Origin of the sequence: Amycolatopsis sp. WGS_07 (assembly GCF_045278895.1) — a bacterium.
Lineage (GTDB): Bacteria > Actinomycetota > Actinomycetes > Mycobacteriales > Pseudonocardiaceae > Amycolatopsis.
Window position 1 is genome coordinate 5379949 of sequence record NZ_CP136053.1, and the last position, 21578, is coordinate 5401526.

Sequence of the window (21578 nt, forward strand, 5' to 3'; positions counted from 1 at the left end):
AATGACGTATTACGCCGGAGGCCCGTGGCCTCCGCCAGCACCGCCGCCGGCCCCGCCGCGCCGGAAGGCAGGCAAGGCGCTGGGCGCCGTGGCCGCGGTGGCGATCGTCGCGGGCACGCTCGCGCTCATGGCCGCGGTGCCGCACGAGGTGTCCGGGCACGCGGTCGCGGCGCCGGACGCCGACACGATGCCGGACCGCCAGGACGCCAAACCGGTGCGCAAGCTCAGCGGCAACCCGTTGCTGGCCGAGGGCGTCGCGCTCGGGCCCGTGTCGTGCGACCTGCCGGAGCTGAGCCGGGACGCCGAGCAGCTCAAGACGTTCTACACCGTGCTCGTCGGCTGCCTGAAGCAGGCGTGGCAGCCGGCGCTGGACAAAGCGGACGAGCCGAACCTGCCGGTCAAGGTGTCGGTCACGCTGCCGAAAACCAGCGCCTGCGGCAACGCGCCGTCTCGCGACGAAGCGGTCGCGTACTACTGCGGCGGCGACGCGACGATCTACGCGCCCACCGAGTGGATGCTGTCGGACGCCGGGCTGAGCCGCGCACGGCACCTGGCGACGCTCGCGCACGAGTACGGCCACCACGTACAGCGCGAAAGCGGCATCCTCGACGCGGCGAGCGCGGAGATGAGTTCGCCGGAGCCGAGCAGCGACGCGGACAAGGCTGTCGTACGCCGGATCGAGTTGCAGGCCAACTGTTTCGGCGCGCTTTTCCTCAACGCGGCGGCAGACCACGGTTCGATCAGCCGGGCCACCGCGAACGCCGCCGTCGCCGATTACGGCCGTGCCGACGACAGCGGCGACCACGGCACCCGCGCGAACCAGCTGGTGTGGGCGAAGGCTGGTTACACCGGTGCTGGGCCCGCGGCGTGCGACACCTGGTCAGCACCGGCGGAGAAGGTCAGCTGACCGTCCATGCCGGGTCGCGGCCCAGCAGGCCGAGGAACTGGTCCAGCTCGCTTTCGTCGGTGCTGACGGACACTACGGGCGCGAACGTGCCTCGCTTGACGCGTTCCTCCGGGGCGGCCGGGATCATGAGCGCGAACTGCAGCGCGGCGTGCACCGCTGCTGGCACCGGGTCGTACGCGACGTCGAGGGTCTTGGCGAGGTCCCAGCCGTGCGCGACGGTGTCGACGAGATGCATCGCGACCGCCACTGTGCCCGGGAAGGTGCCGAAGGTGTTGATGGCGATCTGTCGTTCCGCGATGTCGGCTTCGCCGTACGCGGCGAGGTAGTCGGTCACTGAAGCTGCGTACGCGGCGTACGGGTCTTCGCCGAGTTGTCCGCTGTCCCAGTCCTTCGCGGAGCCGTTGCGTGCTGCTTCGGCGAAGGCGTGGTTTTCGCTGACTTGGTGGCGGAGCAGGTCCGCGAGCGTCCAGCCAGCGCACGGCGTGGGCCGGTCGAGGTCCGCCGCGGTGGCTTTCGAGACGATCGGGTCCAGAACGAGCAGAGACTGACGGTCGAGGTCGAACGTGGTCATGCGCTCACGCTAACCGCGAGATCGGTCCAGGAAGAGAGCCAAAATGAAGCCAACTGCGGTGGACCAATCTAGGCTGGACGCGTGGACCTGCACCTGGACCTGTCCGGCACCCGCGGCCATCGCGACGAGATCTACCGCCAGATCCGCGAAGCGGTGCTCGACGGACGGCTCCGCGACGGCGACGTCCTGCCGCCGACCCGGGAACTGGCGCACCGGCTGGCCGTTTCGCGCACCACCGTCACCGCGGCGTACGAACGGCTCACCGCGGAAGGATTCCTCACCGGCCGGGTCGGAGCCGGTACTTACGTGCGGGCCGGTGCCGCGAGGCCCGCCGAACCGGCCGGGCTCGCCGAGGGGGTCCAGCCGCGTCCAGAGTGGACAGACGTGCCCGCGCCGCCGAAAGCGTTCACCACTCCGCCGGAGTTCGATTTCCGTGCCGGAGTACCGGATGTGCGGCTGTTTCCGTTCGACACCTGGCGTCGGTTGACGACCCAGGCGTTGCGCAGTTCCCGCGCGGAACTGATGACTTACGGCGAACCGCAAGGCGATCCGCGGCTGCGCGCCGAACTCGCGCGCCACCTCGCGGTGTCCCGGAACGTGCGCGTGCGCCCCGAACACCTCGTGATCACCGTGGGCGCGCAGCAGACGATCGACCTCGTCGCGCGCGTGCTGCTGCGGCCCGGCGACCTGGCTGCGGTCGAGGATCCCGGCTATCCGCCGCCGCGCCTGCTGCTGGGCACGCTCGGGGTGCGCGTCGCGCCGGTGCCGGTGGACGACGAAGGCATTGTGGTCGACGCGATCCCGCCGGGCACTCGCCTGGTGCACGTGACGCCGTCGCACCAGTACCCGCTCGGCGTCGCGATGTCGCCGTCGCGCCGGCGAGCGCTGCTGGATTGGGCCGAGGACAACGGGGCGGTGGTGGTCGAGGACGATTACGACACCGAGTTCCGCTACTCCGGACGTCCGCTGGAACCGTTGCACAGCTTGGATTCCCACGGCCGGGTGGTGTACGTCGGCTCGTTCTCGAAGGTCCTGTCGCCCGCGCTGCGGCTGGGTTTCCTCGCCGCACCGCCCGCGTTGGCGGAGGCGATCGTGAAGGCGAAATACCTCGCCGACTGGCATTCCCCGGGCATCGAACAGGCCGTGGTCGCGGCGTTCATCGCCGAAGGCGGGTTCGCCCGGCACGTCCGGCGCATGCGCGGCATCTACCGCGCCCGGCACGACCTGCTCGTCGACGGCCTCCGCGCCGAGTTCGGCGACGTGCTGGACCCGGTGCCCGCGTCGGCCGGGCTGCACCTGAGCGCGTCGGCGGACCGGGATCTGCGCGGCTTCGCGCGGGCGGCGTCCGGGGCGGGCGTCCGGCTGTTCTCGCTCGGCGATTTTTCGGTGACCGCGCGGCGGCACGGGCTGCTGTTCGGCTACGGCGCGATCGCGGCGGAGCGCATCGGGCCGGGCCTAGCCCGGTTGCGCCGGGTGCTCGACGGCTGAACGCGTTACCACGAACGGACGCATCCCGCTGGACTTTCGCACTCGGCAGCGGGGCCCTAACCTGATGTGACCCGACTCACCGAGGAGAGGGCATCGCCATGCGGATTGCGGATGTGCTTCAGCGCAAGGGCGCGACGGTCGCCACTGTGTCGCCGGGTACGACGGTCGCCGAGCTGCTGGCGGGCCTGGCCCGGCACAACGTCGGCGCGATGGTCGTGGTCGACGCCGAGGGCGGGATCGCCGGGATCGTGTCCGAACGCGACGTCGTGCGCCGGCTCAACGACCACGGCCCCTCCGTTCTCGACGGGCCGGTCGCGGACATCATGACCACCATGGTCGCCAGCTGCACCCCGGACGATCCGGTGGACCAGCTCAGCGTGGTGATGACCGAACGGCGGATCCGGCACGTGCCGGTGCTCGACGGCGGGCGCCTCGCCGGGATCGTGAGCATCGGCGACGTGGTGAAGATCCGGATGGAGCAGCTGGAACAGAGCCAGGAGCAGCTCGAGGCCTACATCGCGCAGGGCTGAGGGGCACCCGCCCAGGTCACTCGCCGGGGCCGCTCGCGGGGGTCACTCGCGCCAGCCGCTGAGTTCGACGCCCTTCGCGACGTCCACGCGGTAGCCGAGCGAGACCGTCGCGGACGCCTCGGGCGCGAGCGTGAGCCGCCAGGTGAACTGGCCGAGTTCGGTGCGCTCGACCGGCTCCGGGCTGAGCCGCAGGTCCCGCACGGTGATCGCGTCGTCCCGGGAGACCGGGGCCTGGTCGAGCACGGCCACGACGGCTTCGCGCGGGCTGTGGTTGGTGACCGTCGTCAGGTAGTCGGCTTCGCGGCGGCGTTGTCCGGTGATAGTCGCCTTGCTGGCGCTGCGCTTCACCAGCTCGCGTTCGACGCGGATGCGGTCGTCGACGCCCAGCGCGAGTTCGCGTTCTTCGCCGGGCGCCCACAGCTCTAGCTGCGTGGTGCCGACGAACTCGGCTTCGTGGAACACTGCGGCGCGTCCGGCGCGAAGCGTGTGCTCAGCGGTGTTGACCACCTTCGCGCGCAGGTATGCCTCCTCGGCCTGCGTCGGCGCTGTCACGTAGTCCAGTTCCGCAGTGAGGTCCAGCTGTGCGAGCGTCGTCCGGTGGCCCTGCGCGCCGGACGGGATCGCGACGGGGCGGGCCGGGCGGAAGGTGACCGCGGTGGTGCCCTGCTCCACTTCGGCGACGTGCGCGGCGAAGCCGTCTCGACCGGCTCCCGCTGCGCCGTACGCCATCGCGGCGGGAGCGGGCGGCACCATCGAACGCCGCTCCGGCTGCTGCCGATCCAGGTACCAGGGCTGGAGTTCCGGGATCACGACGGTGTTCGCCGGGCGAGCGGTGGACAGCGTCAGCTCGCACTCCGGCCAGTCCTCGCCGGTGTGCTGGCTGACGAGGCCGTACGAGGTGACCGTGACGTCGGTGCCGCGCACCCGCACGTCATACCCGGGCTCCCAGCGCGCGCCGGGGACCACATAGGACAGTTCGATTTCGGCGGTGGCGGGGGATTCCAGCTCCACCACGATGGTCGAACTGTCCTGTTCGGACTGTGCACTGCGGGTCTCGATCTGCCGGTCGAGCGCGGCGAGGTCTTCGCGCAGCCGTTCCAGCTTCGTCGTGAGCGCGCGACGTTCCTTAAGCGCTACGGCCAACTGCGTGCTGAGCGCTTCGCTCACTTCTTGGACACGGCCAGGTTCGGCGTCGCCTCCGGCCAACGCCTTCGCGAAGCTTGCTCCGCTGCGTCGCGAGACGCCGGTCAATAGGTCGACGCGCGCCGACGCCGCGCTCTCGTCGTCCGCTACTTCGTCGACAGTCGCTTGGTCCGCGCGACGCTGCTCCACGAGCGCGCGCAGGGTTGGATCGGCAGGCTCGGCGTGCTGTGCGTACGTGACGTCGACGCCGGTGACCAAAGCGTCGCCCGCGCCGCTGACACGCACTGAAGCAGCGTCGAGCGACAGGGGGAGCCCTGTGATCTCTATGCGGGACCCGTCAGCTTCGGTGACCTGACAGCGACGGGTGACGCGCGCGTGCTGCGGATAGACCGTGACCGTGACGATCGAAGCGTCCATGGCTCCGACGTTAGTCGGTTGACGCAACTTGCGGTTGGCGGAAGTCTCAAAGCTTGCTCGCCTGCTTCGTCCGGCTTGGGGGGTACTGGTGGGAGTTGCTGCTCGAGTTGCTGCCGTTTTCGTCGCAGTAGCCACGTTGTCCGTGCCCGCGGTCGCTGAAGCTGCTTCGCCGACAGGGCCGGTCTTCACCGACGGCCAGGCACAGCCGGTCTTCGATCCGGCTGATGTCATCCGAGAGGACGTCTGGGTCACCGCGCCCGTCGACAGCGACCACGACGGCAAGGCTGACCTCGTACACGCGCAGGTAGTGCGCCCGCGCGCTACGGAACAAGGCATGAAGGTCCCGGTCGTGTACGAAGCGAGCCCGTACTTCGCGGGCGGCAACGACATCCCGAACCACGACGTCGACACCGAGCTGTACGTGCCAGGCCCGCACGTCGCGTCGCCGATCGGGTGGAGCTACCAGAACTACTTCACCGCGCGCGGATTCGCTGTCGTGTACGGCGAATCGCTGGGCACCGGGCTGTCCACCGGCTGTCCGACGACCGGCGACGTGAACGAGACCATCGGCGCCCGGTCGGTGGTCGACTGGCTGAACGGCCGCGCGGAAGCGCGCAACCAGGCCGGAGCGCCCGTCGCGGCGAGCTGGAGCACGGGGAAGACCGGGATGATGGGCGTGTCGTACAACGGCACGCTGCCCAACGCCGTGGCCAGCACCGGCGTCGAAGGGCTCGAAACGATCGTGCCGATCGCCGCCATTTCGAGCTGGTACGGGTACTACCGCAACGCGGGCGCGGTCGTCGCGCCCGGCGGCTACCAGGGCGAGGACACGGACGTGCTCGCCGGATACGTCTACTCGCGCGCCGACCACCAGGTCTGCCGTCCGGTGCTCGACGGCCTCACCGCCGACCAGGACCGGCTGACCGGGGACTACAGCGAGTTCTGGAACGTGCGGAACTACCGCAACGACGTCGGCAAGGTGCACGCCTCGGTGCTCGCGGTGCACGGGCTGAACGACTGGAACGTGAAGACCGAGCAGGTCGCCACCTGGTACGAAGCGCTGAAGAAGCACGGCGTCGAGCACAAGATTTGGCTGCACCAGTCCGGCCACGCGGACCCGATCTCGCTGCGCCGCGACGTCTGGCTCACGACGCTGAACAAGTGGATGTCGCACTATCTCTACGGCATCGACAACGGCATCGAGCGCGAGCCGAAGGCGACGATCCAGCGCGAGGACAAGTCGTGGGTCGACGAGGCCGACTGGCCCGCGCCGGGCACCTCGGACGTCCAGCTGCACCCGTGGCCGGGCGGACGTTCGACCGGGGCACTCGACCGGCAGCCGGTGCCAGGCAGTCCCACCGTCGAAACGCTGGCCGACGACGCGAGCAAGAAGATCGAACAGCTCGCCGACGCGGCTTCGTCCGGCAACCGCTTGCGCTACAGCACTTCCGCGTTCGCGGAGCCGGTGCGGCTTTCGGGTGCCGCGAAGGCCGAGCTGCGGCTGTCGTTCGACCGTCCCGCCGCGAACGTCACCGCGGTGCTGCTGGACCGCGCGCCGAACGGCACGTCCCACGTGATCAGCCGGGGCTGGACGGACCCGCAGAACCGGGAGAGCCCGGACGTCACGTCGCCGATCACGCCCGGACAGCGGTACCGCATCGAGGTTTCGCTGATGCCGAAGGACTACATCGTCGCCGCTGGGCACAAGCTGGAGTTCGTGCTGGCGTCCAGCGACCACGACTTCACGCTGCGGCCGGAGCCCGGCGCGGGACTGTCGCTGGACCTGACCGGGACGACGGTGACGCTGCCGATCGTCGGCGGGCGGAAGACGCTCTACTCGGCGATGCCGGCGCGGTAGGCGAAGGCGACAGCCTGGGCGCGGTCGCGCAGGCCTGCCTTGGAGAACAGGTGGTTGACGTGCGTCTTCACCGTCGCTTCGCTGACGACGAGGGTGCGCGCGATCTCCGTGTTCGACAGGCCGGCTGCGATCAGCCGCAACACCTCGACTTCGCGCGCGGTGAGGCCCTCCAGCTCCTTCGTCCGCACTGGAGCACGGCTCGTCGCGGCCGCTACCAGCCGCTGCTGGAGTGCGCCGTCCACAGTGGACTGGCCGGCCGCCGCTGAGCGGAGCGCGCGGACGATCGCGTCGGCGTCGGCGTCCTTGGTGAGGAACCCGCGCGCACCGGCTTTGAGCGCGGAGAGCAGGGAATCGTCGTCGGCGTACGTGGTGAGCACGACGACCTCGGTCTTCGGATGCTGCGCGCGGACCAGTTCGGTCGTCTCGACGCCGTCGCGGTTCGGCATGCGAAGGTCGACGAGCAGCACGTCCGGCTGATGCTCGGCGACAAGGTCGAGAGCCTGTACGCCGTCCGCCGCCGCGCCTACGACCTCTATGCCCGGCAGCAGCCCGAGCAGCGTGACGAGCCCTTCGCGCACTACTGCCTGGTCGTCGGCCAGCACCACGCGCAGCGTCACGCCGGTACCGTCAGCTGAATCCGCCATCCGTCCTCCCCAGGGCCGCATTCGAGCTTCCCGTTCAGCAGTGCGGCCCGCTCGCCCATGCCTCGCAAACCGTATCCCGGCGACGGCGGCTCCGGCGGACGGCGGCCCTGGTGGTCGAAGATCGTCAAGTCGACTTCGCCGGTCTTGAAGGTCAGCGTGACGTCGACAGCGGGGCTGCCCGCGTGTTTGCGCGAGTTGGCGAGGGCTTCCTGTACGGCGCGTACGAGCGTGGTGCCGACAGCCGCGTCTAGCTCCCGCGGCTCGCCTTCGATCACCAGGTCGGCGCGAGAGCCGGTGTCGAGCCGGTACGCGGCGAGAAGGTCCGAGACCGAGCGCTCGACGGGTACGGCGTCTTCGCGCAGCGCGGCGACGGCCTTGCGTGCTTCGGCGAGACCGTCCGTCGCCAGCTTCTGTGCGCGTTCTATCTGCGCGAGAGACTCTTCGCTCGCACCGTCGCGGACGAGCATCAGGCGCGCGCCCTGGAGGTTGAGCGCGAGGCCAGCTAGAGAATGCGCGAGGACGTCGTGCAGCTCGCGGGCGATGCGCGCGCGTTCGGCGAGAGCGGCCGCGCGGGCGTGCTCCTCGCTGGCGGTTTGGGCCCGGGCGAGCGCGAGTTCGGTCTGCTCCAGCCGCTCCGCGCGACCCCGGCGGTTGGCGGCGAGCAGCACCATCACGGCGAGGATCGCGAAGAGGGCGAGCGCGTTCAGCCAATCGAGGTCGTAGGTGATCGACCAGACGAGGATCGCCGCCGACGCCACGGCGAGCGAGACGGACGCTGCGGTCCGCCCGGAGACGCGCAGGGTGTAGAAGACGGCGCCGAACATCGTCGTCGAGGTCCAGCTGCTCGGCTGCAGGATCCAGAGCCCGCCGGCCGCCGTGACGACGGCGATCATGGTCGCGGGCATCAGCCAGCGCGGCCGCGTCTCCCTGGTGAGCCAGAGCGCCGGGACGGACAGGACGAGAACCAGCGCGATGAGCGGCCATGCCCACGGCCGCGCGTTCGGGATCGCGAACAGGGCCGGCACCGCGAGCACGCCCCAGCGCACCCAGTCGGCGCCCTCGAACCTCCGCCGCGCCTTGGCGAGCGAGGCCGCTGGTGTGCCCATGGGCCCTCCCTGTCGTCTTGTACGGAAAATGTACTGGCTCGGGCTTGGCTGGCGGGTGTCGGACATTTCCCCCACCAGGAGGTACGCCCCATGTCCAGAGTGAGACGGTTCGCGGCGGCCGTGGCCGCGGTGGCCTTGCCCGCGTGCGGCCTGACGCTCGCCGCCCAGCCGAGCGCGTCGGCGGCGCCGAACTTCCAGGTGCCGTTCAAGTGCGGCGTCACCGTCACCGCGGCGACCTTCAGCGGCCACAACCCGGCGAACTCGGTCGACTTCCAGAAGTCCGGCATCACCGGCATGCCGGTGCTCGCGGCCGCCCCCGGGACGGTCACGCGCGTCGCGAACGAGGGCAGCACCAGCTACGGCCGCTGGATCGAACTGGACCACGGCGGCGGCTGGCGGACCCGGTACGCGCACCTGTCCGAACAGGAAGTCTCGGTCGGCCAGAGCGTCGGTCAGGGCAAGGAGATCGGCAAGGCGGGCGCGACCGGCGGGGTGACCGGGCCGCACTTGCATTTCGAGGAAAACCTGAACGGCGTCACGCAGAAGGCCGTGCTGAACGGCGTCGCGGTGCCGTACTTCGGCAAGAAGGACTTCACGAGCAAGAACGGCTGCGGCGGCAACCCGTACTCGGCGACGCAGGTGTGCGGGTCGGGCTTCTCGGTGATCGACCAGCAGGCGCTGGGCACCGCGGGCACGGCGTACCTGCTGTACAACGCGTCGTCCAAGGAGAACTGCGTGACGACCCTCAAGGCAACCTCGCTCGGGACCGCCAGCGCGGCGTCGGCGTTCCTGGAGGTGCAGGGCTCGACCAGGACGACGGATTCGGGGAACTTCACCTACTACGCCGGCCCGGTGAAGAAGAACGCCGGTTCCACGTGCGTCAAGTGGGGCGGCTCGGTCGGCTCCTCGGCGTACGAGAGCCCGTTCGAACACTGCGGCTGATTCGCTTGCCGGGGCCGGATTCCGCCCGGCCCCGGCAGCAATGTTCCATTGTGGACAGTTGCTTCCGGCTCCGATGCACACACCCCCGACAATTTCCGCCGGTCTCCTTTTCTGACACCGCGGTTGTCCACAACGGCCTGTCGCCGTCCACAGATTTGCCGTGCTGGCCCCGAATCGCGCCTCGGCGGCGCACAGTGGAGGCGTGACCACCTCGACGCCGCCCGGCATCTCCCGGGCCACCCTCAGCAACCCGGCCGACCTCATCGCCTCGCTCCCGTACCTGCTCGGTTTCCGCCCCGGCGATTCCCTGGTGCTGCTGGGCCACCGCGTACCCGGCACCACGCTCGGCTTGACCGTGCGCGCCGACCTCCCGCCCCGGGAAACCCAAGCGGCGCAAGTGGATTCGCTGATCCCGCGCTTCGCGGCCCTGGACCACAACGGCGTCACCGCCGTCGTCATCGGCGGCTCAGCGGACGAAAACGGCCCACCCCGCGCAGAACTCGTAGACGAGCTGACCCGGGCTTTGGCCGAACACGATCTCAACCTGTTCCATGCACTGTGGACACCCGAGGTCGCCCCCGGCGCCCGATGGTCGTGCTACCTGGACCCAGATTGCCAAGGCGTGCTCCCGGATCCGCAGGAAACCGTCCTCGCCGCCGCGACCACCGAGGCGGGTTTCGTCGTCTTCCGCAGCCGCGAGGAGCTAGCCGCCGTACTGAAACCCCGCTCCCCGGAAGCGATCACCCGCCGAGCCGAACTGCTGGCCTCCGACCCAGAACCCTTGCGTGGCCCAGACATGTCGCCGAGCGACGTCCTGGACGCCGCCGTCGACGAACTCCGCGAAGCCTTCCTCCGCCACCGCAGAGGCGCAGGCCCACCCGACGACGACCAAGCCGTCCGATTGGCGCACGCGCTGACCTTCAACCCCATCCGCGACGCCTGCCTGGCCCTGGCCGTCCCACCGCACACGTCACTGACCCGCGAGGCCGAGCAGATATGGCTGACCTTGGTCCGCGAACTGCCCCCGCCGCATCGAACCGAGGCAGCCGTCCTGCTCGGCTATGCCGCGTTGATGCGCGGGGAAGGCGCCCTCGCCGGGATGGCCCTGGCGAACGCCGTCGAAGCCGATCCGGAGCACCTGGTGGCGCAGCTGCTGCAGGCCGTGTGGAACATCGGCACGGATCCCGCGAAACTGACCGGCCTCGCCGACCTCGGCACGGCCGTGGACCTCGGGCTCGACCCGCCGCCGGAACCCGGCAGCGCTGCGGACCCTGACCCGGGCCTGGGCCGAAGACCGGAGCCGCCGAGCTGACTGACGCTGGGGCTGCCGTGAGTGGCTATGCCGGTGAGAACCGGGAAACACTCACGACGTTCCCGCCCAGCCGCTACGGCCGCGGTCAGTTTCTGCCGCTGCTTCCCGCTGCCTCGCCCCGTGCGGTGCCGCGTGCCAGGCGTAGCCGCGCCGTGCCGTGCTGGGTGCCTGGCGTCGCCGCGCCGCGTGCCTCGCATCGCGTCGCCGTGCCGCATGCCTGGCATTGCGTCGCCGTGCAGTGTCGCGCTGCAACAGCGTGCCTGTCCGGTGCCGCACCCGCGCCGCCCTGCGCCAGCGTGCGTGCCGCTAGCGCGGGCATGCGTCGTGGCTGGCCTCGCGAGTGGGCTATCCCGGTTCTCACCGGCATAGCCCACTCACGAGGCGGGCCGCGTCAGGCTGGGCCGAAAACCCGTCAGGAACGGCGCGACTGGGTGAACTGCCAGGCGTCCGACACGATCCCGTCGAGGTCGGTCAGCTTGGGGGTCCAGCCCAGTTCGCCGTTGGCCTTGTCGCTCGAGGCCACCAGCACCGACGGGTCGCCGGCGCGGCGCGGGGCCACCTCGGCGGGGATTGCGTGCCCGGTGACCCGGCGGCAGGCTTCCACGACCTCCAGCACCGAGAACCCGGTGCCGCTGCCGAGGTTGTAGATGCGGTGCTCGCCGGCGGCGGCGTGGCGCAGGGCGAGGAGGTGGGCGTCGGCGAGGTCGACGACGTGGATGTAGTCGCGGACGGCCGTGTGGTCGGGCGTCGGGTAGTCGTCGCCGTAGATGGAGATGTGTTCGCGGTCGCCGGTGGCGACCTGGAGGACGAGAGGGATGAGATGGGTTTCGGTGGTGTGCCGTTCGCCGAACGCGCCGTAGGCGCCGGCGACGTTGAAGTACCGCAGGCTGACCGCGGCCAGGCCGTGGGCGCGGGCGAAGCTGGTGATCGCGTGGTCGATGGCGAGCTTCGACGCGCCGTAGGTGTTGGTCGGCTGCGTCGGGGCCGTTTCCGGGATCGGCGACACGTCGGGCTCGCCGTAGGTCGCCGCGGTGGAGGAGAACACCAGGCGCGGCGTGCCGTGCTGCTTCATCGCCTCCAGCAGCCGCAGCGAGGTCACCACGTTGCCTTCCCAGTACTTCGCCGGGTCGGTCATCGACTCGCCCACCAGCGATTTCGCGGCGAAGTGCAGCACGCCGTCGAAACCTTCGCCGAGCAGGTCGGCGGCGACCTCGGCGGCGTCGCCCTCGACGAAGCGCGCCTGCGGGTGCACCGCGTCCGCGTGCCCGGTCGACAGGTCGTCCACCACGGTGACCTGGTGACCCGCTTCGATGAGGCGGGCGGCGCACACGCTGCCCACGTACCCCGCGCCGCCCGTCACGACAAGTTTCAGGGGGCTCTGCTGGTCCGTCACGTCAAGGCCTTTCTGCTGAGGGGTGGCGACTCTGCGGCACAGTCTCCCCTCAGCACGACGCGGCGGACCCTCCGGGGGTTGCTCCGGAAATCAGGCCTCGTCGCGGCCCGCGCCGCGCGACGGCACCGCCGTGAACATCCGCGGACGGCGGAACCCGGCCTGCTCGCAGGCGGTTTCGACCGCGGCGCGAACTCCGTCCAGATCCTCGTCGCGGACCAGCGCGATCGCCGAGCCGCCGAACCCGCCGCCGGTCATCCGGGCGCCCAGCGCGCCTGCCGACCGGGCCGAGTCGACCGCCATGTCCAGTTCGGGCGTCGAAATCCGGTAGTCGTCGCGCATGCTGACGTGCGAGGCGTCGAGGTGCGGGCCGATCTCGGCGAGCTTCTTCTCGCGCAGCAACGCGACCACGTCGAGCACCCGCTGGTTCTCGGTGACCACGTGCCGCACCAGCGGAACCAGATCCTCGGGCAGCTGCGCGAGGGCTTCGCCGAGACCGTCGAGCGGCACGTCGCGCAGCGCCTTCACGCCGAGCAGTTCCGCGGCGCGCTCGGTGCCGCGCCGCCGGGCGCCGTAGCCGCCGTCGGCGTGGGAGTGCTTGGTGCGGGTGTCCATGATCAGCACCCGGAGCCCTGCCTCGGCGAGCGGGAACGGCACCTGCTCCATCTCGCCCGAGCGGACGTCGAGGAACAGCACCCGCGAGTCTTCGCAGCACAGCGACGCCGTCTGGTCGAGCAGCCCGGTGGGGGCCCCGACGTAGTCGTTTTCCGACCGCTGCACCCAGCGCGCGATCTCCGGGCGCTCCGGAGTCCCCGCGCCGCCGTCGTCGAGTTCGACCCCGGCGACGCCGAGCAGAGCCAGCGACACCGCGCATTCCAGCGCGTGAGAGGAGGAGAGCCCGGCCCCGGAGGGCACGTCGCCCGCCACGACCAGGTCGGCGCCGTCGGCGAAACCCTGGTCGCGCAGCACCCACGCCACCCCGGCGGGATACGCGGCCCAGCCAGGCACCGAACCCGGTTCGAGCGCGGCGATGTCGTGCGGGCCGGAGTGCTGCAGCTGCCCGTCGTCGCCGAGGGTGGCGACCTGGAGCTTGCCGTCCCGGCGCGGGGACGCGGCCGCGGCCAGCCGGTGCGGGAGGGCGAAGGGCAGCACGAAGCCGTCGTTGTAGTCGGTGTGCTCGCCGATCAGGTTCACCCGGCCCGGCGCGGACCACACCCCTGCCGGGGCCCGCCCGTGGACCTCCCGGAACGCGCGGGCCGCGGCGGCCGCCGGGGTCACTTGGCGAGCGCCAGCACGGCGTGCAGGGCCGCGGTGGACACCTGCGCGGTGCTTTCGGTGCCCTTGACCTCGACGGTGGCGCTGCCGCCGGACGCCTTGCCGACCGTGACGAACCCGCCGGGTACGATCCCGACCGTCCGCAGCTCGGTGAGCAGCGACTCGTCGAGCTGCACGTGCTCGGCGATGCGGCGGATTTCCACCTCGCCGCCGCCCGTGCGGGCGAACTCGTCGAGGCGCACCAGGCCGTCCTCGGCGCGCGGCGCGGGGTCCCCGTCGCCGAGCTTGTCGAGGCCGGGGATCGGGTTCCCGTACGGCGACGTGGTCGGGTGGTCGAGCAGCTTCACCAGCTTGCGCTCGACGGCCTCGCTCATCACGTGCTCCCAGCGGCACGCCTCGTTGTGCACGTGCTCCCACTCGAGGCCGATGACGTCGACGAGGAGGCGCTCGGCGAGCCGGTGCTTGCGCATGACCGCGACGGCGAGGTCGTGGCCGTGGTCGGTGAGCTGCAGATGCCGGTCGTCCGCGACGACGACCAGCCCGTCGCGCTCCATCCTGGCCACGGTCTGGCTCACGGTGGGCCCGCTCTGCTGCAGGCGCTCCGCGATCCGGGCCCGCAACGGGACGACCCCTTCCTCTTCGAGCTCGTAGATGGTACGCAGGTACATCTCGGTGGTGTCGATGAGATCGTTCACGCTGTCCCCTTCGTCCGCGTAGCTCATCGTAGTCGTTGGCCCCGACAGCGACGGCTCGCCTCGGCGTAACGACCCGGCCGCGGCGAAAAGTCCTGCCCTGATGCGCGAACAGCGGCCGGACCTGCAGGATGGGGCCATGGATCCGTTGCTCTCGCCCGCTCAGCTCGCCGCGTTCCCCGGCCGCGAGCGTCCCGTCGTGCTGGACGTCCGCTGGCGGCTCGGCGGGCCGCCCGGCGCGGAGTCCTACCAGGAGGGACACGTCCCCGGAGCGGTGTTCGTCGACCTCGACACGGCGCTGGCCGCGCCGCCCGGCGAGGGCGGCCGCCATCCGCTGCCCGACCCCGCCGTGCTGCAGCGCGAGCTGCGGAAAGCCGGGGTCCGGGCGGGGCATCCGGTGGTCGTCTACGACGACGCCGACGGTTCGGTCGCCGCGCGCGCCTGGTGGCTGTTGCGCTGGGCCGGCCATTCGGAGGTGGCGGTGCTCGACGGCGGTTACGCAGCGTGGCTGGCCGAGGGGCGGGAAGTGACGGCCGAGGCGCCGTCGCCGGAGCCGGGCGACATCGAGGTCCGGCCGGGCGGCATGCCGGTGCTGTCGGCGGACGACGCGGCGGCCCTCGCGCGCGAGGGCGTGCTGTTCGACGCGCGGGCGCACGTCCGCTACACCGGCGAGACCGAGCCGGTCGATCCGCGGGCCGGGCACATCCCGGGCGCGGTCAGCGCGCCGTCGGCTGAGCACGTCGGCGAGGACGGGCGCTGGCGGTCGCCGTCCGAGCTGGCCGAGCGGTTCGCGTCGCTGGGTCTGGCCGACGGGGTTCCGGCGGGCGCCTACTGCGGTTCGGGCGTCACGGCTTCGTCGGTGGTGCTCGCGCTGGAGGTCGCGGGGCGGAAGGAGCCGGCCGCGCTGTATGCCGGGTCGTGGTCGCATTGGTCGCGCGATCCGGAGCGTCCGGCGGCCACCGGGCCCGAACGCGGCTGAATCCGCCGGATCCGCCGGAACTTTCGGCGCTGCCCGCCGACTTCTCGTCCGGAAGGTTTTTCCGGGCGAGAGGCGGCGTTCATGGAGCGAAGGACATTCCTGCGCGGGTCGGCGGCGGCTGGTGCGGCGATGGCGGCGTCGTCCGCGGTGCCGGCGACGGCATCGGCCGAGGCTGGCGCCGAGGCGGGTCGGCGGCCGTTGCGGGTGCAGGTCGTGTTGTTCGACGGCGTCGAGGAGCAGGACTTCGCCGGTCCGTACGAGGTGTTCTCCGCGGCGGGCATGCACGCGAAGCGCGGCACGGAGGTTTCGTACGTGCGCGTGGACGGGCCAGGTGTCGTGCGCGCGGCGTACGGGACGAAGGTGGAAGTCGAGCGCGGCTGGTCCCCGCAGGACGCCGACATCATCGTCGTGCCGGGCGGTGGTTACGCGAAGCGGCAAGGGCCGGGCATCTGGGCGGAGATCGACCGCCGGGTGCTGCCCGATGCGCTCGCCAGTGCGCGGCGCAAAGGGTTGACCCTGGCGTCGCTCTGCACTGGAACGCTTCTGCTCGGTGCGGCCGGGCTGGTGCGCGGACGTCCGTGCACGACGCACCACGGTGCCGTCAAGACGCTCGTCGAACAGGGCGGAGTGGTGAAGAAGGCCCGCGTGGTCGACGACGGCGACGTGGTCACCTCGGGCGGCATCACGAGCGGGCTGGACCTGGCTCTGTGGCTGGTGAAACGGGAACTCGGCAGCGACGCGGCGGCCGGGCTGGAGGAGATGCTCGAGTACGAAGCGCGCGGCGTCGTCTGGACTCGCGGCTGAGTTCCGTCCCCGCCGCGAAACCCGGCTCGGGGCGCGGCGGGGAAGTACAGTGCGGGGCATGTCGTCGCCCGCGGTTGTCTGGGACTCGTCGCTGCTGAAGTACGACCTGGGCGGGGAACATCCGTTCAACCCCGTCCGGCTCGACCTCACCGTGCGGCTCGCGACCGAGCTGGGCGTGCTCGACGGGGTCGAGCTGCTGGTGCCCACGGCGGCGGGCGACGAAGAACTGCTGCGCGTGCACGCGCCCGAGTACCTGGCCGCGGTGCGGGAGGCCCCGCTCGTCGGGTGGGACGTCGGGCACGGGCTCGGCACGGACGACAACCCCGTCTTCCCCGGGATGCACGACGCGACCGCGCTGGTCGTCGGCTCAACGCTGCTCGCCGCGCGCAAGATCGCCGACGGCGAGGTCCGGCGCGCGGTCAACATCGCGGGCGGGCTGCACCACGCGATGCGCGACCACGCGTCCGGCTTCTGCATCTACAACGACTGCGCGATCGCCATCTCGTGGCTGCTCGACCACGGCTTCGACCGCATCGCATACGTCGACACCGACGTGCACCACGGCGACGGCGTCCAGGCCGCCTTCTACAACGACCCGCGCGTCCTGACCGTCTCGATGCACCAGCACCCGTTCACGCTCTGGCCCGGCACCGGCTACTCCGCCGAGGTCGGCAAGGGCGCGGCGGCGGGCACTGCGGTGAATATCCCGCTGCCGCCGCACACGCGGGATCCGGGGTGGCTCCGCGCGTTCGACGCGGTGGTTCCGGCTGTGCTGAAGGAATTCCGGCCGCAGCTGCTCGTCACCCAGTGCGGGGTCGACTCGCACGAGGAAGACCCGATGGCCGACATGTCCCTGTCCGTGGACGGCCACCGCACCATCTACTCCACCTTGCGCGACCTCGCCGAACGCTACGCGGACGGCCGCTGGCTCGCCGTCGGCGGCGGGGGATACCAGCTGATCCGCGTGGTGCCGCGCTCGTGGACGCACCTGATGGCGACGGTCCTGGACCGCGACGTCCCGCCGGAGACGCCGCTGCCGCCCGGCTGGGTCTCGACGGTCAAACGCGCCGCCCCGTCCGCCGACCTCCCCGCCGCGATGACCGACGGCAAGGACACCGCCTTCAAACCCTGGGGCGACGACGCCGACGACCCGGTGGACATCGCGATCCGCGACACCCGCCGCGCGGTCTTCCCGCTGCACGGCCTCGACCCGGACGATCCGAGGGACTGACCCATGCCCGACCAACCTCGCCAGCCCGGCGAAAACCCCGGCCCGGGCGATCGCTCGGCTGGCACCCGCCGCACGACGCGCGGGCCCGATGCGGAGAACCCGCTCGACGCCTTCGCCGGCGAGGGCACCGGGTCTCCTGGTCCGGCCGCCGATCGCGAGCACGGCCAGCACGGTGTGCCGGGCAGTTCTGCGCGGAGCGGTGAGCTGGGCGGTTTCGGCGGGGGTTCGGCTGGCGGTGGCGAGCACGGCCAGCACGGTGTGTCGGGCGGGTCTGCGCGGAGCGGTGAGCTGGGCGGTTTCGGCGGGGGTTCGGCTGGCGACGGCGAGCGCGGAAGGAGCGGTGCACCACCCGGGTCCGGCGAGGCTTCGGGTGCGAACCCGGCGGCGCGGGGAAGTTCGGCTTCAGAATGGTCTGTTTCGGCAGGGGGTTCAGCCGCGGCGAGAGGCGGTGCGATGTCTGGCGAGTTTGGCGCGGGGGACGCTGCGGCGGGCAAGGACTCGGGGCAGTCTGCTTCGGCGGGGAGCCCTGGCTCGGGAGGCAGTGCAGGTGGCGAAACGGCAGCTGGGAACGACACCACTGCGGGAAACCCTGCTGAGGGCGGGAAGCGCGATCCCTACGACTACCCCCGCGATTGGGAAGCCGACGTAGTCCTCTCCGACGGCGGCACTGTCCACTTGCGACCCGTCATCCCCAGCGACGCCGACGGGCTCGTCGCGTTGCACGGCAGGCTTTCCGATCGCACTCGCTACTTCCGGTACTTCGGGGCCTACCCGCGGATCCCACCGCGCGATCTTGAGCGGTTTTCCACTGTGGACCATCACGATCGGGTCGCGTTTGTCGCCTTGCTGGGCGATGACGTGGTCGCGGTGGGGCGCTATGAGCGGCTCGATCAGGGGCCTTCGGCGGAGGTCGCGTTCGTTGTCGACGACAAGCACCAGGGGCGGGGGCTCGGGTCGATTCTGCTGGAGCATCTCGCGGCGGCGGCGTCCGAGAGCGGGTTGCGGCGGTTTGTCGCCGAGGTGCTGGCCGAGAACGCGGCGATGGTCCGGGTGTTCCGCGACGCCGGCTACCAGGTCAGCCGGGCGATCGAGGAAGGCGTGCTGCATCTCGAGTTCGACATCGATCCGACGGAGGAATCGCTCGCGGTCGCGCGGTCTCGGGAGCAGGCGGCGGAGGCGCGGAGTGTCCACAATCTGCTGCATCCGGACACGGTGGCGGTGATCGGGGCGTCGGCGGATCCCACGAAGGTCGGGCATGTCGCGTTCGCCAATCTGCTCGCGGCGGATTTCGCGGGGGCGGTGTATCCGGTCAATCCGGAGCATCGGTCGGTTCGCGGGGTGCGGGCTTATCCGTCTGTGCTCGATATTCCGGATCCGGTCGATCTCGCGTTGGTGGCGGTGCCTGCGGAGGCCGTTGAATCCGTGTTGGACGCGTGTTTGGCCAAGGGCGTCAAGACGTTGGTGATTGTGTCCGGCGGGTTCGCCGAGTCTGGGCCGCTGGGGTTGCACGCGGAGTTGCGGCTGGTCGGCGAGGCGCGGGCGCACGGGATGCGTGTGGTCGGGCCGAATGCGCTGGGTGTGTTGAATACCGCGAAGGATGTTCGGCTTAACGCGACGCTTGCGCCGAGGTTGCCGAAGCGGGGGCGGACTGGGTTCTTCTGCCAGTCGGGGGCGTTGGGGACGGCGATTCTGGCGGACGCGGGATCGCGCGGGCTGGGGCTGTCGACGTTTGTGTCGGCGGGGAACCGGGCGGACGTGTCCGGCAATGACTTGCTGCAGTACTGGGAGACTGACCCGGATACCGATCTGGTCCTGTTGTACCTCGAATCGTTCGGCAATCCGCGCAAGTTCGCGCGGCTCGCGCGGCGGTTGGCGCGGTCGAAGCCGATCGTCGCGGTGAAGTCGGGGCGGCATGCGGTGCGGCCGCAGCTCGCGGCGACGTCTGCCGAGGTGGACGAGGCCAGTGTGCAGGCGTTGTTCGAGCAGGCTGGCGTGGTGCGGGTCGAGTCGCTGGCGCAGTTGTTCGACACGGCGCTCGTGTTCGCGCATCAGCCGCTGTCGGCCGGGCCGCGGATCGGGATTGTCGGGAACTCCAGTGCGATCGGGTTGCTGGCGGCCGACACGGCGCGTGCGGAGGGGTTGCGGCTGGCGTTCGATCCGGTCGACATCGGGCCGCAGGCCGGGCCGGACGAGTTCGCGACGGCGGTGCGGGAGGCGTTGGATTCGCCGGAGACCGACGCGTTGATAGCGGTTTTCGCGCCGCCGGTGGCGATTCCTGGCGCTGCGTACGCGCGAGCGTTGCGCGAAGCGGTGTCGGAGATGAAGCAGTCGAAGCCGATCGTCTCGACGTTCCTCGCTGCTGAAGGCGTGCCGGACGAACTCGCGGTGCTCTCGGACGACGGGGTGCCGACGCGTGGGTCGATTCCGTCGTACTCGAGTCCGGAGCGAGCGGTGAACGCGTTGGCGCGCGTGGTGCGGTACGCCGCGTGGCGGCAGCGGCCGCAGGGGACGTTGGTGCGGCCTGGCGGTCTGCATGTCGAGCAGGCGCAGGAGATCGTGCGCGAGTTGTTGCCGGAGGACGGCAGTTCGACGTTGCTGTCCGACGACGACGTGGTGCGGCTGCTCAGCTGCTACGGCGTGGATGTGGTGCCGTTCCGGGTGGCGTCCAACGAAGGCGAAGCGGTGGCTGCGGCGGCTGAACTCGGGTACCCCGTCACGTTGAAGGCGGTGGACGAGCGGTTGCGCGGGCGGCCGGATTTCGCTGGCGTACGGCTTGACCTGATGTCCGAAGACTCCGTACGTGGTGCGTACCGGGATCTGTGTGCGGTGTCCGGCGATGAAGACGTGTACGTGCAACAGATGGCGCCAAAGGGGCTGTCGTGTGTGATTGGGCTGCAGGACGACCCGTCGTTCGGCACGCTCGTGTCGTTCGGGCTGTCGGGGTTGGTCAGCACGCTGCTCGGCGATCGCGCGTATCGGGCGGTGCCGTTGACGGACGTGGACGCGGCGACGCTGATCCGTGAGCCGCGTACGTCGCCGTTGCTGACTGGGTATCGCGGTGACGAGCCCGCGGACCTCGCGGCGTTGCAGGACATGGTGTTGCGGGTGGCGGCGCTTGCCGAGGACAACCCGGAAGTGCGGTCGCTGGCGTTGGATCCGATACTCGCTTCGCCGGACGGAGCGTTTGTCGCCAACGCACGGTTGGTCGTCGGTGCACCGCCGACGCGGCCGGATACTGGGCCGCGTCGGCTGCGGCACATCACGCCGTTGGACTGACCACCAGTTCGCCCAGACCCAGCAGCTGCTCGGTTGCGCCGCCGCTGGTGAACTCCAGGCGCTTCGCAGCGGCGAAGTAGCGGTGCACCGGGTGCTCCACATCGATGCCGACGCCGCCGTGCAGGTGCACCGCGGTGTGTGCGACGCGGTGTCCGGCTTCGGCGGCCCAGAACTTCGCGGTGGCCACGTCATCGGCGGCGGGCAGGCCTTCGGAGAGCTTCCAGGCTGCTTGCCACAGTGTCAGCCGTACGGCTTCGACGTCGATGTACGCGTCGGCGAGACGGTGTCGGACGGCTTGGAAACTGCCGAGCACCTTGTCGAACTGCTTGCGTTCGCGCGTGTACGCGGCCGTCAGTTCGAGCGCGCGTTCCAACACACCCAACTGTTGCGCACACGCACCGAGAGTGCCACGAAGGCGCAGTTGTTCGCCGACGTTGCCGAGAGCGACTCCGGGAGTGTCGGACAGGGTCACCAAACCCGCGTCGGCGTGGTCGGTGGTGGACTGCGCTTCGATCGAGACCCCGGCAGCGTCCTTCTCGACGATGTACACGCCGTCGTTGGCTTCGACGAGCAAGGCGTCCGCGAAGGCGGCGAAGGGGACCGCTGTCTGCGTACCCGTGAGGCGTCCGTCTGAAGCGACGAACGACCCGCCCAGCGCGACAGCGAGCACGGCCTTGCCGCGAGAGACCGGAAGCAGCCATCGCTCAGCCAGCAACGGGTCAGTGAGCACCGAGCCAGCCTGGACGACCGAGGACAGGTAGGGGACCGGGGCGACCGCGCGGCCGATCTCGATCAGGACTGAACACTGTTCCAGCAAACCGAAACCGCCGCCGCCGACCGTCGAAGGCAGGGCGGCGTCGAGGACGCCGGAACGGGCCAAAACCGTCCACAGTGGAGCATCGAAGCCGCCGGATCCGTGCACGCCCAGCGATTCCGCGGTGACCTGGTCGGTGAGGATGCGCCGGGTCAGGGCGGATAGGTCGTTTTGTGCTTCGGTGAGAGAGAAGTCCACC

Annotated in this window: 18 protein-coding genes; 10 read left to right on the forward strand and 8 right to left on the reverse strand. The window is 70.7% G+C overall.

What is annotated here, in order from left to right; genetic code table 11:
• Nucleotide 1 precedes the first annotated feature (1 nt).
• A complete protein-coding gene (locus RPX00_RS25460; protein ID WP_406629120.1) occupies nt 2-907 on the forward strand; it encodes a neutral zinc metallopeptidase in 906 nt (301 codons plus the stop codon).
• On the opposite strand, the gene RPX00_RS25465 is transcribed toward RPX00_RS25460, so the two are convergent.
• Nucleotides 900-1478 carry a TIGR03086 family metal-binding protein gene (locus RPX00_RS25465; RefSeq protein ID WP_406629121.1) on the reverse strand — a complete coding sequence of 193 codons (579 nt, stop codon included), beginning with the start codon at nt 1476-1478 and terminating at the stop codon, nt 900-902. The genes RPX00_RS25460 and RPX00_RS25465 overlap by 8 nt on opposite strands.
• A gap of 81 nt (nt 1479-1559) precedes the next feature.
• Between RPX00_RS25465 and RPX00_RS25470 the strand changes: the two genes are divergently transcribed.
• Both RPX00_RS25470 and RPX00_RS25475 read left to right on the forward strand, forming a co-directional pair.
• Nucleotides 1560-2966 (forward strand): PLP-dependent aminotransferase family protein, encoded by a 1407-nt coding sequence (locus RPX00_RS25470; protein WP_406629122.1) that lies wholly within the window; start codon nt 1560-1562, stop codon nt 2964-2966.
• A 98-nt stretch (nt 2967-3064) separates the two neighbouring features.
• Nucleotides 3065-3496, forward strand: a complete 432-nt coding sequence (locus RPX00_RS25475; RefSeq protein WP_406629123.1) for a CBS domain-containing protein — start codon at nt 3065-3067, stop codon at nt 3494-3496.
• Between the two features lie 42 nt (nt 3497-3538).
• Here the strand turns inward: RPX00_RS25475 and RPX00_RS25480 are convergent, their stop codons facing one another.
• Nucleotides 3539-5056: a DUF4139 domain-containing protein gene (locus RPX00_RS25480; RefSeq protein ID WP_406629124.1), complete on the reverse strand. Its 1518-nt coding sequence runs from the start codon at nt 5054-5056 to the stop codon at nt 3539-3541.
• Between the two features lie 142 nt (nt 5057-5198).
• Here RPX00_RS25480 and RPX00_RS25485 point away from each other — a divergent pair, with 142 nt between their 5' ends.
• Entirely contained in the window at nt 5199-6914 is a 1716-nt protein-coding gene (locus tag RPX00_RS25485) for a Xaa-Pro dipeptidyl-peptidase (RefSeq protein WP_406629125.1), read from the forward strand.
• Here the strand turns inward: RPX00_RS25485 and RPX00_RS25490 are convergent.
• Together RPX00_RS25490 and RPX00_RS25495 are read right to left on the reverse strand one after the other, a co-directional pair.
• Complete coding sequence (locus RPX00_RS25490; RefSeq protein WP_406643078.1) at nt 6890-7531, reverse strand: response regulator; 642 nt, start codon at nt 7529-7531, stop codon at nt 6890-6892. The genes RPX00_RS25485 and RPX00_RS25490 overlap by 25 nt on opposite strands.
• Nucleotides 7528-8664 carry a histidine kinase gene (locus RPX00_RS25495; protein ID WP_406629126.1) on the reverse strand — a complete coding sequence of 379 codons (1137 nt, stop codon included), beginning with the start codon at nt 8662-8664 and terminating at the stop codon, nt 7528-7530. The genes RPX00_RS25490 and RPX00_RS25495 overlap by 4 nt, the downstream gene beginning before the upstream one ends.
• 90 nt (nt 8665-8754) lie before the next feature.
• Between RPX00_RS25495 and RPX00_RS25500 the strand changes: the two genes are divergently transcribed.
• Complete coding sequence (locus RPX00_RS25500; protein WP_406629127.1) at nt 8755-9606, forward strand: M23 family metallopeptidase; 852 nt, start codon at nt 8755-8757, stop codon at nt 9604-9606.
• A 202-nt stretch (nt 9607-9808) separates the two neighbouring features.
• The gene (locus RPX00_RS25505) at nt 9809-10918 is read left to right on the forward strand and encodes a DUF4192 domain-containing protein (protein ID WP_406629128.1); all 1110 of its coding nucleotides are present in this window, start codon (nt 9809-9811) and stop codon (nt 10916-10918) included.
• A 412-nt stretch (nt 10919-11330) separates the two neighbouring features.
• Here RPX00_RS25505 and galE read toward each other — a convergent pair whose 3' ends face one another.
• The 3 genes from galE to RPX00_RS25520 all read right to left on the reverse strand — a co-directional run bounded on the left by galE (nt 11331) and on the right by RPX00_RS25520 (nt 14305).
• The gene (galE, locus tag RPX00_RS25510) at nt 11331-12311 is read right to left on the reverse strand and encodes a UDP-glucose 4-epimerase GalE (protein WP_406629129.1); all 981 of its coding nucleotides are present in this window, start codon (nt 12309-12311) and stop codon (nt 11331-11333) included.
• A 90-nt stretch (nt 12312-12401) separates the two neighbouring features.
• Nucleotides 12402-13586 carry a galactokinase gene (galK, locus tag RPX00_RS25515; protein WP_406629130.1) on the reverse strand — a complete coding sequence of 395 codons (1185 nt, stop codon included), beginning with the start codon at nt 13584-13586 and terminating at the stop codon, nt 12402-12404.
• Entirely contained in the window at nt 13583-14305 is a 723-nt protein-coding gene (locus RPX00_RS25520) for a metal-dependent transcriptional regulator (protein ID WP_378312893.1), read from the reverse strand. Before RPX00_RS25520 ends, galK begins: the two co-directional genes overlap by 4 nt.
• A gap of 109 nt (nt 14306-14414) precedes the next feature.
• Here RPX00_RS25520 and RPX00_RS25525 point away from each other — a divergent pair, with 109 nt between their 5' ends.
• The 4 genes from RPX00_RS25525 to RPX00_RS25540 all read left to right on the forward strand — a co-directional run bounded on the left by RPX00_RS25525 (nt 14415) and on the right by RPX00_RS25540 (nt 20565).
• A complete protein-coding gene (locus RPX00_RS25525) occupies nt 14415-15254 on the forward strand; it encodes a sulfurtransferase (protein WP_406629131.1) in 840 nt (279 codons plus the stop codon).
• 81 nt (nt 15255-15335) lie between these two features.
• Nucleotides 15336-16058, forward strand: coding sequence for a DJ-1/PfpI family protein (locus RPX00_RS25530; RefSeq protein ID WP_406629132.1), 723 nt, complete (start codon nt 15336-15338; stop codon nt 16056-16058).
• Between the two features lie 58 nt (nt 16059-16116).
• On the forward strand, nt 16117-17289 hold the full coding sequence (locus RPX00_RS25535) for an acetoin utilization protein AcuC (protein WP_406629133.1): 1173 nt from the start codon (nt 16117-16119) through the stop codon (nt 17287-17289).
• Between the two features lie 453 nt (nt 17290-17742).
• Nucleotides 17743-20565 carry a GNAT family N-acetyltransferase gene (locus RPX00_RS25540; RefSeq protein WP_406629134.1) on the forward strand — a complete coding sequence of 941 codons (2823 nt, stop codon included), beginning with the start codon at nt 17743-17745 and terminating at the stop codon, nt 20563-20565.
• On the opposite strand, the gene RPX00_RS25545 is transcribed toward RPX00_RS25540, so the two are convergent.
• Entirely contained in the window at nt 20549-21577 is a 1029-nt protein-coding gene (locus RPX00_RS25545; RefSeq protein WP_406629135.1) for an acyl-CoA dehydrogenase family protein, read from the reverse strand. The two genes, RPX00_RS25540 and RPX00_RS25545, sit on opposite strands and share 17 nt — an antisense overlap.
• Between the last annotated feature and the right edge of the window lies 1 nt (nt 21578).

What these genes read in the sequence shown, in the direction of transcription:
- RPX00_RS25530 (WP_406629132.1), top strand. Translation starts at nt 15,336, where the DNA reads ATGGAGCGAAGGACATTCCTGCGCGGGTCGGCGGCGGCTGGTGCGGCG.
- RPX00_RS25475 (WP_406629123.1), top strand. Translation starts at nt 3,065, where the DNA reads ATGCGGATTGCGGATGTGCTTCAGCGCAAGGGCGCGACGGTCGCCACT.
- RPX00_RS25480 (WP_406629124.1), bottom strand. Translation starts at nt 5,056, where the DNA reads ATGGACGCTTCGATCGTCACGGTCACGGTCTATCCGCAGCACGCGCGC.
- RPX00_RS25460 (WP_406629120.1), top strand. Translation starts at nt 2, where the DNA reads ATGACGTATTACGCCGGAGGCCCGTGGCCTCCGCCAGCACCGCCGCCG.
- RPX00_RS25535 (WP_406629133.1), top strand. Translation starts at nt 16,117, where the DNA reads ATGTCGTCGCCCGCGGTTGTCTGGGACTCGTCGCTGCTGAAGTACGAC.
- RPX00_RS25525 (WP_406629131.1), top strand. Translation starts at nt 14,415, where the DNA reads ATGGATCCGTTGCTCTCGCCCGCTCAGCTCGCCGCGTTCCCCGGCCGC.
- RPX00_RS25520 (WP_378312893.1), bottom strand. Translation starts at nt 14,305, where the DNA reads ATGAGCTACGCGGACGAAGGGGACAGCGTGAACGATCTCATCGACACC.
- RPX00_RS25540 (WP_406629134.1), top strand. Translation starts at nt 17,743, where the DNA reads ATGTCTGGCGAGTTTGGCGCGGGGGACGCTGCGGCGGGCAAGGACTCG.
- RPX00_RS25465 (WP_406629121.1), bottom strand. Translation starts at nt 1,478, where the DNA reads ATGACCACGTTCGACCTCGACCGTCAGTCTCTGCTCGTTCTGGACCCG.
- RPX00_RS25500 (WP_406629127.1), top strand. Translation starts at nt 8,755, where the DNA reads ATGTCCAGAGTGAGACGGTTCGCGGCGGCCGTGGCCGCGGTGGCCTTG.
- RPX00_RS25495 (WP_406629126.1), bottom strand. Translation starts at nt 8,664, where the DNA reads ATGGGCACACCAGCGGCCTCGCTCGCCAAGGCGCGGCGGAGGTTCGAG.